The sequence below is a fragment of the Pseudomonas sp. TH10 genome (genome assembly GCF_016651255.1).
Classification (GTDB): domain Bacteria; phylum Pseudomonadota; class Gammaproteobacteria; order Pseudomonadales; family Pseudomonadaceae; genus Aquipseudomonas.
The window spans coordinates 1-14,172 of record NZ_JAEKEG010000122.1; the positions used below are offsets into that span (position 1 = coordinate 1).

Below are 14,172 nucleotides of genomic sequence, written 5' to 3' on the forward strand. Positions count from 1 at the left end.
CGTGGCAGCAGGCCACAGTGATCGATGTGGGCATGAGTGAGTAGCACATATTTGAGGCGCGCAGCCTGGAAGGGAAACGCTTGGCTATTGGCCCATACTTCGCGCTCCGTGCCCTGATGCATGCCACAGTCGACCAGAAACTGCGTGTCAGAATCGGTGTGGTGCAGCCACGTGCACGAACCACTGACACCTTCGATTGCGCCAACAAATTTGATTTTCAACATGATTATTTCCTTCTTAGGGGCGACAGCAGGCGCCGCTCTTGGGCACTCAGCCGAGCTGTCTGAATTAAGTTTTTTAGATGTGGCGAAGCGTGATGAGGCTCAGTCGCTCAAGGCCAATACACCGGCTGGTACGGGGTAGTGCCGGGCATACAGCCCCTTATAAAGCTGTTCGGCAAAATGCCTTTCGCGTCGGTCAGCCGCACTGTCATGGCCGAGGTAGGGGTGGTGATCGATAAAGCGGTTAAACAGGCGCTCGCAATCGCTGCGATAAAGACGGGTATCCAGAATGTGCGCTTGCCACAACTGCCAGGCTGCACCAGATGGCATCAACATTTGATTGGGGTAGCACTGCTTCAGGCTGAGAAAGCGCCGGTACTCCAGCTCGGCACTGGCCCAGTCCAGATATTGCATCTGGGGGCGAAGTGCAGGGCAGATAGATCCAATTGCTCGACGGCGGGATCAATGGGAAATGGTTGATGGTTTGTCATGACGTGCTCCTCTGTGATGACGGAGCCAGTTTCGGGGTGTGGATTCCACAACCAAGACCGTTTATCGCCAATCGTCGAGCAGCGCCTTCACGGCTTTTGAGTCGCGATAATCGCGAATAATCAGGTCGCGATATTGCTCAAGCGCAGGTGCGTCACTCTTGATCTGTAGGGCCGCCTGATAGGCTTTTTCGAGATCGCCGTTTAGGTAGTAGGCCATCATGCTGTCACCCTGCGAGAGTACGGCTGCCTGAACGGCGGCTAAGTGCATAAGGCTTGTACAGTTAGCCGGGCCAATACCCATTTGCGGCAATGTGTCAGCAAAAGGGTTGGGCAGCGGCTCGATTGTTAGATCGCAGGCCCCCGCCAGCATGTCCAGAAAACGGGTCAGTTGAGAAGGAAGGAACCCTTGGCCGGCTTGGCTCTGTTGGTCGATCAGCAGCGTCCTCGCCCAGGCTGCATGGTTGGCCCGTATTGCTGCATCGGTAAACAGTTTGATAACGATCTTCGGCTCGGCGAACACGCCCTGTAATAGCACTGCGTTCAACAGGCACGAGCGATCCACTGCGTTAAGGCTCAACCTCTTTTTCTCGCTGGCACTGTATTCAAAGCGTTCCTGCTGCAGCGTGATCAACTCCGCCTTCGCCAACGCCTTGACCAGCGTGTGTGACGGCATTACGCAAGGTAGGGTGTTTGGCTAGAGGGATGCCAAGCGGGTCGCCAACGGCTTGTTGCAGCGTTATCCAGCGTTCAGCGGCCACAGGAAGACTCCAATATGTGACCGATCGAATAACCTGCGTATGGCTCTGGCGAGAAATTTGCAATCTGTTGCGCCTGAGTAAACCAGTTCAGCTGGTTACAGCGCTGATGACTTGACCATTGCTCTACAGCTCGCAACTCATTATTGCGCCGGTACTCAACAATAACGCCTCGGCAGTACCCTGCCTGCATGCCTTCGGAAACCGAGCCAAACCAACTGACCAGTTGGTTCTCCTCACCCTCACGGTCATACATGGCAACCAGTTCTTTGCAGGCTTTGATGAGCTTTACCGACTCAGGCTCTGCGGGCTTGGCCATAACGCAAGCCGGGAGTAAGAACAGAAAGGGTAAAAAGCGCAGCATCACGACTTGGACTCCATGTCAGATGTATTCAACGTAGGCTCAACAGTATCAGCGCGAGCGTTCTGTGCTGCATAGTCGATAAGGGCAGCAGGTGCGCACACGTACAAGGCCAGCAGGTAGGTACTCAACCAGAGAGGCTGCAGCAAGATAGGTTCAATCGCCGAAGCCCCCCTCAATTAGCAAAGCACCAACTCCGACCATTAGTGAGGCAACGCCCAACACCCTGAGCAGCCTGACCAATCCCTGCCAGAAGCTGTAGCCAAAGAGCCTGCAGTAGTAAGTGAAGCGCCGCTCCAGAGCGATAAACAGTACAAATGCGATGACTTCAAAGCGCGATAATTCCAAGAGACCCCTGCCGTGCTCGAAGCAGCTTTGGTAGGTGACTACCAGACCAATCACGCCCAGCATGGGCAAGAGAGATGTCAGTACGAAAAGCAGCAGTTTTTGAAGCCCGTACGTGAGGCCTGAATCAAGGATTACGAGTAATGAAACACGGGGTTTGGTCACAGTCAGGCATCCTTTCCAGTCAGTCTTTCAAACAGAGTGCAGATTCCACGCCATTTGGATGAGCAGTCGTCGCGTAGCGACGCAAGACCGGCATTGTTAGCTTGAGGCGCACGGCCTCGTCAATTTCTTCGCTTGCTTGTGTAAGGATTCGCCCTTGAGGCTTGCCCGACATTCAATCCGCGTGGGATGTAATTTCAGCGTTTCAGCTATGTATCTCGTGGGGCATTCTGGGTATGTCGTGGGTTGCTTAGTCGGTTTGCCAAATGTGGTTGTACCCAGAGGTGTACCACTTAGTAACCGCTATTGGCCGGTGTCTGCCTACCACGACTGGCTGAAGCCGACCCAAATCTGTCGTTCGCGAAAGGCACTAGTTGGTGATAAGTGGCCATATAGTAAAATGTGCAGGCTGCTACCGAGAAACCACTAGCGATAGATTTTCCCCAAAAGTTCGACGGACTTTTTCAGTACGTCATTCCATGAGGGAAGATATAGATAGTTAAATCTGAGTTCAATGAGTGCACCTTTCTGCTCCGCTCCGGTTGTTAAAGTGCAGGGTACGCCTGTTGTTTTCGTCCCGTAAATACACTGAATTAAAAGCTTAATTTTTCCGCTGTTATCGGTTTTCCAGTAAAGCTCGGTATGTAATTGAGCAAAAGACGGGTCTGGCCCAGTATAGAAGGATAGACCGAACCTATCAGGGTAAGCCTCCACGTCCTGAGGGTTGGCTTTTCTCAGAAGATATTTGAGCAGCTCGTCCAAATTCAGATCATCAGACTCGGCCCCAAGTTCCAACGTACTAACCCCCACAGCAATATGCCGCGTATCGTTATCGTTGTAGACATTGAGTTTACCTGCGGGGGCCATATCGGGCCAATAGGCCTCCAGCACAAGCGACTTGACTGGATCCGAGCACTTTGTGATCTTCGGTGTAGTGCCGCTCCAGGAGTCGCCCTCTCTCTCGGGCCAAAAAAACAGATACGTTCTAGATACTGAATATTCTTTTCCGGCCAAGGTTCCACATACAGAAGGGGTATCTCCGCTAGCCACTACAGAAGCGAACACAGCCAGTATACCCACTCCAATCTGGACACCTGCTTTCACTATCGCTCCCACACCAGTACCTATCCTCGCTTAGCAAAAGTTCAGAGCCACAAGCACAGCTGGTGGTATTTCTCGGAACGAACCTCGGTGGCCTTCTAAAAACTTAAATGATGAAGTCGAAGGAACCGGCAATCCATCTGATGATAAGTTTAATTCTCGACATCGCTGATTTTGACAACCGCTGAATACTTTTAAGGAGTCCCCAAAAATCCTACCTTTTGGAAAAAATGACGCCCCGATCGGCCGCCTTTGGCCGACTGCTGCCCTGGGCGAAGGGCAGTAAACAGCCAAAAGCGAACGGTGTGTAAATAATGTTTGCGGCGCTCGGCTTAAAACGCGAAGCATATCCCCGGGGTCTACCAAACCAGCCCCTCGCCGGCCATTAGTGGATCCCCTAAAGACAAAACGCCCAATTCGTCCGATAATCGAACACTTTCAAAAACAGTATAACTAATTGATTTTTAAATAACTTTATTTGTTATTTGAAAAAGTGCGAGATAACATTTTTCTGAAACCCACTTCTCAATGGATCCATAAATTGATTGACTGCCACCACACGGTGTCAGGTACCCCACCTGCCCGCCCATAAAAATAACAAGGGTGTCTGTCGTGATGAGTGACTTCTCAATCTGGCTCAAGCCTTGGCTTGCAGCCACCTTCGTCTGCTATTCCAGCCTTACCCGTGCACAACCTCGTCTCGAGGGCCGACCATGACAGTCGACCTAAAGAGAGTGGTGGACGAGCGCCCAATGGCCCCATTCCAGTGGCTAGCCGTGGGCATCTGCATTGTCCTGAACATGATTGATGGCTTCGACGTGCTGGTCATGGCCTTCACGGCCTCCTCGGTGTCTGCCGAATGGGGCCTGAACGGTGCGCAGATCGGCTTGTTGTTGAGCGCCGGGCTGTTTGGCATGGCGGCGGGCTCTTTGTTCATTGCCCCGTGGGCTGATCGTTTTGGTCGTCGCCCGCTGATTCTGTTTTGCTTGCTGCTCTCGGGTGTCGGGATGCTGTTGTCGGCGCTGACCCAGACGCCCTTGCAACTGGCGCTAATGCGCGGGCTGACCGGCCTGGGTATTGGCGGGATCCTGGCCAGCAGTAATGTGATTGCCAGTGAGTACGCCAACAAACGCTGGCGAGGATTGGCGGTGAGCCTGCAGTCCACCGGTTATGCCTTGGGCGCGACCCTTGGAGGGTTGTTGTCGGTGTGGCTGCTGACGCACTTTGGCTGGCGCTCGGTGTTTATCTTCGGTGGCGTCGTGACCCTGGCGGTGATTCCCCTGGTGCTGCTGTATTTGCCTGAGTCGCTGGATTTTCTGATCGCCCGCCGTCCCGTCAATGCCTTGGCCCGGATCAATCGTCTGGCCGTCCGCCTCGGCCAGCCGGAGCTGCGCGCCCTGCCCCTCGCCATGACAGCGCCGACTTCAGGCCGGGGACGCCTGGCGCAGTTGCTCTCACCGGCGTCGCGGCGCACCACGCTGCTGATCTGGTTGCTGTTCTTCCTGGTGATGTTCGGCTTCTACTTCGTGATGAGCTGGACGCCGAAGCTGCTGGTAGCGGCAGGGCTGTCGGCACAACAAGGGATCAGCGGCGGGGTGTTGCTGAGTGTTGGCGGTATTTTTGGCGCGGCATTGATTGGCGCCATGGCCTCGCGCTGGCGGCTGACTCGGGTGCTGTCGCTGTTCATGTTGGTGACCGCAGGCCTGCTGGTGTTGTTCGTCGGCTCGGCTTCATCGGTGTCAATGGCGCTCGGTCTGGGGCTGTTGATCGGCCTGTTTGCCAACGGCTGTGTGGCGGGCCTGTACGCGTTGTCGCCGATTGTCTATGACGCTTCGGTGCGCGCGACGGGGGTGGGTTGGGGCATCGGTATCGGCCGCATTGGCGCGATTCTTTCGCCGACGGTCGCCGGCCTGTTGCTGGACGGCGGCTGGCAACCCCTGCACCTGTATGGGGTGTTTGCCGTGGTTTTCGTCATCGCCGCCGCTGTGCTTTTGGCACTGCGGCCTGCCGCCCAACCACAGCCTGGCACCCAGCTCAGCCAGGCCTGACACCCTTGCAAAGAGGTAGCGGGGTCGGTCCCCGCTACTGACTACATCCTTCAGGAAAACAACAATAATGACTTACCTCTCCTTCCCTCCCCGGGCGCTGCTCGGCGGTGCAATAGCGCTTGCCCTGATTCCTTCGGCGCAGGCTGAAAGCAGCGGTTTTTTCGAGGATTCGAAGACCAGCCTGACGCTGCGAAATTACTATTTCAATCGTGATTTCAACGATCCCGGCGCCAGCAAGAGCAAGATCGAGGAATGGGCCCAGGGCGCGATCCTCAAGTTCAGTTCCGGTTTTACCCCGGGTGTGGTCGGCTTTGGCCTGGACGGTATAGCGATGTTTGGCGTCAAGCTCGACAGCGGCCCTCAACGCTCCGGATCGGAGTTGCTGCCGGTGCACGACGATGGTCACGCCGCCGACAACTACGGGCGCGCGGGGGTGGCGGCAAAAATGCGTGTGTCCGACACCGAGCTGATGCTCGGCGAGCTCATGCCGGATATTCCGCTGCTGCGCTACGATGACGGGCGCCTGCTGCCACAGACCTTCCAGGGCACCACGCTGGTGTCCCGAGAGCTCCCTGGCCTGAGCCTGCAGGCAGGTCAATACACCGCCGTGAGCCTGCGTAACTCCTCGGACATGCAAGACCTCTCGGCCTGGGCGGCTCCCACCGTCATGTCGGACAGTTTCAACTACGCGGGCGCCGAATACCGTTTTAACGAACAACAAACGCTGATTGGCGCCTGGCACTCGCAACTCGAAGACATCTATCAGCAAAGCTATCTGAACCTGCTGCATAAACAGAAGTTTGGTGACTGGACCCTCGGCGCGAACCTGGGCTATTTCATCGACAAGGATGACGGCAGCGCGCGTATCGGCAACGTGCAAAGCCATACCGCCTACGGGCTGTTCTCGGCCAACCTGGGGGCCATACCCTGTATCTGGGGCTGCAGAAAGTCAGCGGCGATACCGGCTGGATGTCCGTGTATGGCAGCAGTGGGCGCACCCTGGGCAATGACATGTTCAACGGCAATTTCAGCAACGCCGATGAACGTTCCTGGCAGGCTCGTTATGACTACAACTTCGTCGCTGTCGGTATTCCCGGCCTGCAGCTGATGACCCGCTATGGTCATGGCGACAACGCGACGACCAAGGCTGGCAGCAATGGCAAGGAATGGGAGCGCGACACCGAACTCAGCTACACCCTGCAAAGTGGCCCGCTGAAGAACCTTAGCCTGCGGGTGAATAACGCCACCAACCGCCGCAGTTTCAACAGTGACTTCGATCAGACCCGTGTGATCGTCAGCTACCCATTGTCACTCTGACCTCCGCCCAGGGGCGCCTGGCGCCCCTGCATCTCCCCCTCTCCTTGCGTTACTATGGCGACCCCTCACTGGAAGTCGCCTGCATGAGCAAACCAGGTCAAATGGTGCTGGTCGCACTGCGCAAAATGATCGCCTCGGGCGAGCTGGCGGCCGGCGAACGGCTGATGGAGATTCCGACGGCGGAACGCTTCGGCGTCTCGCGCATGCCGGTGCGCATGGCCTTTTTGACCCTGGAACAGGAAGGCTTGCTGGTGCGCCATGGCGGGCGGGGCTATCAGGTACGCTCGGTGAGCGCCGACGATATCGCCGGCGCCGTGGAGGTACGCGGGGTGCTGGAGGGGCTGGCGGCGCGGCAGAGCGCCGAGCGCGGGTTGAGTGAACAGGCGCAGGCGGCGCTGCTCGAATGCCTGGTGCAGGGCGATGCACTGTTCGACAAAGGCTTTGTGACCGAAGAAGACCTTGAGGTATTCCATGACCTCAATATGCGTTTTCATCAGGTGATCGTCGCCAGCAGCGCCAACCCGGCCATTGCCGAAGCCCTGTCGCGCAACGACCATCGCCCTTTCGCCTCCGTGTCAGCGCTGGCGATCGATCGTGAAGACATGGCGCGTGAATACCGGCGCTTCAACTTCGCGCACATGCAACACCACTCGGTCTACGACGCGCTGGTCAGCCGCCAGGGCGCACGCGCTGAAGCCATCATGCGTGAACACGCCAACGCCACGCTGCGCTACGCCGAAGTGTTCGGAGCAATCGGCAATGGCGAGCGGGTAAAAGTCATCGCGCGCGGCGAATGACCGGCTCGTTCAGAGATCCAGCACCAATAACGCGGATTTGGCCCTCGAACAGCAGGGCGTGAACTGATCATTGGCCGCTTGCTCGTCTTCGGTGAGGAACAGGTCACGGTGATCCGGCACCCCCTCCAGCACACGGGTCAGGCAGGTTCCGCAGACGCCCTGCTCACAAGAGATTGCAATCTCGACACCGTGGCTTTCCAGCACCTGGACCACCGTCTTGTCGGCGGGAATATCGAACACCTGCCCGCTGCTGCCTAGCTTGACCTGGAACGTCCCGTCGCCGGCGGTATCCACCGGCGCCGCAGCGAAGTATTCACGGTGCAACTGCCCATCGCTCCAGCCCTGAGCCTTGGCGCTGTCGAGTACATGCTGCATGAAGCCTGAGGGGCCGCAGACATACAGGTGCACGTCAGGCTGCGGATTGGCCAGAACCCTGGCGGCGTCCAGGCGAGAATCGGCTTGTTCATCGAAATGCAGGTGCACACGATCGGCAAAGGACGCCCCTTTGAGGCGCTCGACAAACGCCGCACGTTCACTGGAGCGAGCACAGTAGTGCAGCTCGAAATTGGCGCCGCTGTGGGCCAGTTGCTCGGCCATGCACAGAATCGGGGTGATGCCGATGCCGCCGGCGAACAACAGGCTGCGTCGTCCCTCGGCCACCAGCGGGAACAGATTGCGCGGCTCACTGATCATCAGCCGATCGCCACTGTTGATCTGCTCATGCAGGCTCTGGGAACCACCGCGCGAGGCGGCGTCCCTGAGTACGCCAATCACGTAGCGATGACGCTCTTGCGGGTGATTGCACAGCGAGTACTGGCGGATCAGTCCGCCGGGCAGGTGCACGTCGATATGGGCCCCGGCACTGAAGACGGGCAATGCCCCGCCTTGGGCACAGGTCAACTCGTAGCTGCAGATATCCAACGCTTCGTTGTTGCGGGATGTCACGACGACTTCAATCATGGCGCACCTTCAAGACCGGCCACCGCAGTGGCCGCGAACAGGATCTTTGGGAGGGGACTGGCGTAGCGCTATAGGGCAATGCCCTTGGCTATTTGGCCGCCGCAATCAGCTCGACCGCCGGTGCTCGTTCAAGGGCGATGAGACGTTCCAGCACGCGCCTGGACTGCACGCCCCCGGCATCGATGTTGAGCTTGAGCAAGTTGCGTTCGGGATGGGCCTGCAGGTTTTTCTGCTGCTGCTCGAGCATGTCGAGGTCTTCGCTGAAAATCTTGCCCTGGCCCTCACGAATGCTGGCGGTCAGGGCTTCGTCGCCGGGATTGAAATTGCGTGCCATGCCCCAGAAGTACCAGATCGACGTTTCGGTCTCCGGGGTGATGAAGTCGACCACGATGCTCGCGGCCTTGTGTTGCGGCTCGGCGTGGTAACCGCCCTTGCCGGCGTGGGCCACACCCACCTCGATCAACACGTGGCTGGGCGGGCTGAAGCGGCAGATCTGCCAACGGTCTACCGGCACGTCGTCGGCCAGATTGTTGCCACGCAGGGCCATTCGCCAGAACGGCGGCGCCATGATGTTTTCCATGTGCCGCTCGGTGACCACCTCGTTGCCCTGGACAGTGGTGACCGGCGCCGCTTCATCGATCTCTTTCTGGCCGATGCTCGAGGCGTGTACGTAGGTTTCGTGGGTGAGATCCATCAGGTTATCGATCATCAGTCGATAGTCGCAATTGATATGGAACAGCCCTCCGCCGTAGGCCCACTCATCACTCACAGCCCATTCCAGATGGTGGATCAGTGCAGGATCAGCCTTGTCCTGCTCCCCGGGCCAGACCCAGATGAAGCCGTAACGCTCTTCGACCGCGTAAGTCTTGTTGCACGGAAAACCCCGTACGCGCTGACCCGGCATTTCGACGGTCTTGCCGTCGCAGCCCATGACCAGGCCATGGTATCCACACACCAGGTTGCCGTTGTCGACATAACCAAGCGAGAGGGAGCGCCGCGATGAGGACAAAAATCCTCGACAGCGGCAACGCGCCCCTCAAGGCCTCGATAGAAAACGATTTTCTCACCGCATATTTGCCGCCCCAGAGGCTTGGAAGCGATCTCGTCAGGGGTGCAGGCGACATACCAGGTGTTTTTCGGATACATGAAGATCTCCAGCGCAGGCTTGTTTTTATGGATCCATTAAATATGAGTATTCTCAAATCAGTCAAGCATTAAGCCTGTATACAGACATCAATGGATCCATTGGCTATCGGATGGCACTGGAATAGCCGTTACCCGAACTCGAAATGCCAAGGCCGAATTTTTGGATCGCGCTACTCACTGAGCACTGAATGACGCGTTCGACGCTGTTAGCGTGAAGCGGTATCGGAGCAAGTCCAGGCGCGACTGGCGGAGGGGGCCGAGACTTGGGTGTTAGTTATGCAAGCTGGAAGGCACGATCGTCAGACGTAAGGCGCCGTTCAGATACTTTGTTTCAATATGTAACAAGACCTAATGCTTAATACTTTGTGCATGAATCAGCCCTTGAATGGGTGCTAATTTCGCCCATGATATTATTTTATGATAATGAAATTTACATCCTATATCCCTTCAGTTTTAATCCAGCAAACATCATTGATTAATTAGTTATACCGCTGTTTTAGTGTGGGTATCGATGCACTAACAATTTTCCTTTGACGCCAACTTTTTGCTCGCTAGTATCCCCGTAAGCGAGCCGTTATCAGTGTGGTAGCAACATTCTGCCGCGACGGTTATCCGCTTGATTCTTGCACCTCTAACAAGCGTGCTCGATACGCTTGGCGAAAGGATGCTAACCCCCGATGGCGGGCAAATGACAGGGAGCGTCAACGGTGATCAAGTCCCTCCGCAAACGCATGCTATGGCTCTCTACGCCCATGCTGGCTGGCGCTGCCACTTCCCTGTGCGAGCCCAATGTCCCTCTTGCTGGCCAAGTTAATGACTTCGCGTCCTGTGAGCGCTCGGGGGTGGGCTGAGTACTACTTCTGGATTAAACGCTTACATAACTTTCGCTAATTCGAATGCTCAGTCTCTGTTCAAGGGCTGCGTACGCGTTCGACTCGCTTTTGTTATGGGAATTGACTAGCTGATATAAAAACAGGTGTGCGATGAAGAACATTGTAGTGATCGACAAGGGGACGGGGGCGACGACCGAACAAGCGTTTGGAAACGTCGCCCTGAACGGAACAAGTATTGTAAAAGTGCCCATTAGCCCGAATAGCGTCCAGTCGATGCAACAGTCGGGCAAGAACCTGGTCATCACGCTCAAGTCCGGTGGCACGGTCACGATCCAGAATTTCTTTGTGGCTGACAGCGACGGGGAACTCAACCAGTTGGTACTGGAGGAGAACGACGGCACGCTGCTCCTGGGGAGCTACTCCTCGCCATACTCCGGCTTTACCTTTAGTGAAATCGGCACGGTTCAAGAACTGATGGCCGCCACGGCAGCGGGCAGCACGACGCCCGACTGGGTGGTCTGGGGTTTGAGTCTGCTGGGTGTTGGCGCTGCCGCAGCCATAATTTCTGACAGTAATGGCGGAAGCGGTGGCGGTGGCGGTGGCGGTGACGCCGATTCGACGCCTCCGGGCGCACCTACAGGGCTGAGCTTCAATGAAACGGGCGCGGTGCTCAGTGGCAGAGGCGAATCGGGCTCGGCCGTAACGGTCAAGGACGCTGGTGGCCGGGTCATCGGCACGGGCACCGTGGGCACGGATGGCAACTTCCAGGTCAATCTGAATACGCCGCAAACCAACGGCGAAACAGTCGAAGTCACCCTCACTGACCCATCGGGTAACGTGTCCGCACCCGGCGAGATCACCGCAGGCGACAGCACGGCACCCGCAGCCGCGACTGATCTGAGCGTCAGCCCGGACGGCACTACCGTAAGCGGCAAAGGCGAGCCCAATACAACCGTCACCATCAAGGATGCCAACGGCAACGTGATCGGCACCGGTACGGTGGGCGCTGACGGCACCTTCGCGGTCACGCTGAACACCCCACAAACCAACGGCGAAAGCCTGTCGGCAACCCTGACCGACGCAGCGGGCAACGTCTCTGCGCCAGCCAGCGTCGACGCGGGTGACAGCACGGCACCAGCGGCCCCAACTGATCTGAGCGTCAGCGCGGATGGCACCACCGTCACGGGCAAGGGCGAACCGAACACTACCGTCACCATCAAGGATGCTGACGGCAACGTCATGGGTACCGGCACCGTCGGCACCGATGGCAACTTTGCAGTAGTGCTGACCACCCCACACATCAACGGCGAAAGCCTGTCGGCAACGCTGACCGACGCCGCGAGTAACGTCTCTGCCCCGGCCAGCGTCGACGCGGGTGACAGCACGGCACCAGCGGCCGCGACTGATCTGAGCGTCAGCACGGATGGCACCACCGTCAGTGGCAAGGGCGACGCCAATACCACTGTCACCATCAAGGATGCTGACGGCAACGTGATCGGTACCGGCACTGTCGGCACCGACGGCAATTTTGTGGTCACGCTCAACACCCCGAAAACCCAAGGCGAGATCCTCACCACGACGCTGGCCGATACCGCTGGTAACGAGTCTGCGCCCGCCAATGTCAATGCTCACAACAACACCGGCGGCCCAGACGTCACCGCCCCCGACGCGCCAACCGACCTGGCAGTCGGTGCCGATGGCACCACCGTCACGGGCAAGGGCGAACCGAACACCACCGTCACCATCAAGGATGCTGACGGCAACGTGATCGGCACCGGCACTGTCGGCCCCTATGGCAACTTCGAAGCAGTGCTGACCACCCCCAAATCAACGGCGAAACCCTCACCGCGACGCTGACCGACGCTGCAAACAATGTCTCAACCCCGGCAGAAGTAACGGCGTCCGACATCGATGATACGGATGCGGACGCCGATGCCGACGCTGATGCGGATGCGGATGCGGATGCCGACGCAGATGCGGACGCCGACGCCGACGCTGATGCGGATGCTGACGCGGATGCCGACGCTGATGCGGATGCTGACGCCGATGCTGATGCTGATGCTGATGCGGATGCTGACGCTGATGCCGACGCCGACGCCGACGCCGACGCCGATGCTGACGCAGATGCTGATGCCGACGCGGATGCTGATGCTGATGCGGACGCGGACGCGGACGCGGATGCGGATGCGGATGCGGATGCGGACGCGGACGCCGATGCGGATGCGGATGCGGATGCGGACGCGGATGCTGATGCCGATGCCGATGCCGATGCCGATGCGGATGCCGACGCTGATGCTGATGCTGACGCCGATGCGGATGCCGATGCGGACGCCGATGCTGACGCTGATGCCGATGCCGATGCCGACGCTGATGCGGATGCGGATGCGGACGCCGATGCTGACGCAGATGCTGATGCGGACGCGGATGCCGACGCTGATGCGGACGCAGATGCTGATGCTGATGCTGATGCCGACGCTGATGCGGATGCGGATGCCGACGCAGATGCGGACGCGGACGCCGACGCCGACGCTGACGCTGACGCTGATGCTGATGCTGATGCGGATGCTGACGCCGATGCTGACGCAGATGCTGATGCTGATGCTGATGCTGATGCGGATGCTGACGCTGATGCCGACGCCGACGCCGACGCCGACGCCGATGCTGACGCAGATGCTGATGCCGACGCGGATGCTGATGCTGATGCGGACGCGGACGCGGACGCCGATGCGGATGCGGATGCGGATGCGGACGCGGATGCTGATGCCGATGCCGATGCCGATGCCGATGCCGATGCGGATGCCGACGCTGACGCCGATGCGGATGCCGATGCTGACGCTGATGCCGATGCCGATGCCGACGCTGATGCGGATGCGGATGCGGACGCCGATGCTGACGCAGATGCTGATGCCGACGCTGATGCGGATGCTGATGCGGACGCGGATGCCGACGCTGATGCGGACGCAGATGCTGATGCTGATGCTGATGCCGACGCTGATGCGGATGCGGATGCGGATGCGGATGCGGATGCGGATGCTGACGCAGATGCTGACGCTGATGCGGATGCTGATGCTGACGCGGATGCCGACGCTGATGCGGACGCCGATGCTGACGCCGATGCGGATGCGGATGCTGATGCCGATGCCGATGCTGATGCTGATGCGGACGCTGACGCCGATGCCGATGCCGATGCCGACGCTGACGCTGACGCTGATGCTGATGCTGATGCTGATGCCGACGCCGACGCTGATGCGGATGCTGATGCTGACGCTGATGCGGATGCTGATGCTGATGCTGATGCCGACGCTGATGCGGATGCTGATGCTGACGCTGATGCGGACGCCGATGCTGACGCAGATGCTGACGCAGATGCTGATGCTGATGCGGACGCCGACGCCGATGCCGATGCGGATGCGGATGCGGATGCGGATGCGGACGCCGATGCTGATGCCGATGCCGATGCCGATGCCGATGCCGACGCTGATGCTGATGCTGATGCGGATGCTGACGCGGATGCCGACGCTGATGCGGACGCCGATGCTGATGCTGATGCTGATGCCGACGCTGACGCTGACGCTGATGCTGACGCGGATGCCGACGCTGATGCTGATGCTGATGCTGATGCTGATGCTGATGCC

At 58.4% G+C, this 14,172-nt stretch carries 11 protein-coding genes and 2 pseudogenes; 4 read left to right on the forward strand and 9 right to left on the reverse strand.

Translation table 11 applies throughout. The annotated features are described in order from the left end of the window. The 6 genes from JFT80_RS18395 to JFT80_RS18420 all read right to left on the reverse strand — a co-directional run. Positions 1 to 224, reverse strand: a 224-nt coding sequence (locus JFT80_RS18395; protein ID WP_201148829.1) for an MBL fold metallo-hydrolase, incomplete at its 3' end; no start/stop codon positions are given. 99 nt (positions 225 to 323) lie between these two features. Next, positions 324 to 635 carry a hypothetical protein gene (locus JFT80_RS18400; RefSeq protein ID WP_201148830.1) on the reverse strand — a complete coding sequence of 104 codons (312 nt, stop codon included), beginning with the start codon at positions 633 to 635 and terminating at the stop codon, positions 324 to 326. Positions 636 to 773: 138 nt separating this feature from the next. Next, positions 774 to 1,343, reverse strand: coding sequence for a hypothetical protein (locus tag JFT80_RS18405; protein WP_201148831.1), 570 nt, complete (start codon positions 1,341 to 1,343; stop codon positions 774 to 776). A gap of 116 nt (positions 1,344 to 1,459) precedes the next feature. Beyond that, on the reverse strand, positions 1,460 to 1,834 hold the full coding sequence (locus JFT80_RS18410; RefSeq protein ID WP_201148832.1) for a hypothetical protein: 375 nt from the start codon (positions 1,832 to 1,834) through the stop codon (positions 1,460 to 1,462). Between the two features lie 150 nt (positions 1,835 to 1,984). Further along, positions 1,985 to 2,338 carry a hypothetical protein gene (locus JFT80_RS18415; protein WP_201148833.1) on the reverse strand — a complete coding sequence of 118 codons (354 nt, stop codon included), beginning with the start codon at positions 2,336 to 2,338 and terminating at the stop codon, positions 1,985 to 1,987. A 423-nt stretch (positions 2,339 to 2,761) separates the two neighbouring features. Then, complete coding sequence (locus JFT80_RS18420) at positions 2,762 to 3,439, reverse strand: hypothetical protein (RefSeq protein WP_201148834.1); 678 nt, start codon at positions 3,437 to 3,439, stop codon at positions 2,762 to 2,764. 710 nt (positions 3,440 to 4,149) lie between these two features. On the opposite strand from JFT80_RS18420, the gene JFT80_RS18425 reads away from it, so the two are divergent. The 3 genes and pseudogenes from JFT80_RS18425 (at position 4,150) to JFT80_RS18435 (ending at position 7,598) form a co-directional block, all read left to right on the forward strand. Then, a complete protein-coding gene (locus JFT80_RS18425; RefSeq protein WP_201148835.1) occupies positions 4,150 to 5,484 on the forward strand; it encodes an MFS transporter in 1,335 nt (444 codons plus the stop codon). 67 nt (positions 5,485 to 5,551) lie between these two features. Further along, positions 5,552 to 6,801, forward strand: a pseudogene (locus JFT80_RS18430) (OprD family porin). An 83-nt stretch (positions 6,802 to 6,884) separates the two neighbouring features. Continuing rightward, on the forward strand, positions 6,885 to 7,598 hold the full coding sequence (locus JFT80_RS18435; protein WP_045061350.1) for a GntR family transcriptional regulator: 714 nt from the start codon (positions 6,885 to 6,887) through the stop codon (positions 7,596 to 7,598). Positions 7,599 to 7,607: 9 nt separating this feature from the next. Here JFT80_RS18435 and JFT80_RS18440 read toward each other — a convergent pair whose 3' ends face one another. Then, positions 7,608 to 8,558, reverse strand: a complete 951-nt coding sequence (locus tag JFT80_RS18440) for a PDR/VanB family oxidoreductase (RefSeq protein ID WP_201148836.1) — start codon at positions 8,556 to 8,558, stop codon at positions 7,608 to 7,610. Between the two features lie 88 nt (positions 8,559 to 8,646). After that, positions 8,647 to 9,704, reverse strand: a pseudogene (locus tag JFT80_RS18445) (Rieske 2Fe-2S domain-containing protein). Positions 9,705 to 10,687: 983 nt separating this feature from the next. On the opposite strand from JFT80_RS18445, the gene JFT80_RS18450 reads away from it, so the two are divergent. Beyond that, positions 10,688 to 12,394: an Ig-like domain-containing protein gene (locus JFT80_RS18450; RefSeq protein ID WP_201148837.1), complete on the forward strand. Its 1,707-nt coding sequence runs from the start codon at positions 10,688 to 10,690 to the stop codon at positions 12,392 to 12,394. Between the two features lie 20 nt (positions 12,395 to 12,414). Here JFT80_RS18450 and JFT80_RS18455 read toward each other — a convergent pair. After that, positions 12,415 to 14,172 (reverse strand): hypothetical protein (locus JFT80_RS18455; RefSeq protein ID WP_201148838.1); only part of this gene is annotated, 1,758 nt, incomplete at its 5' end.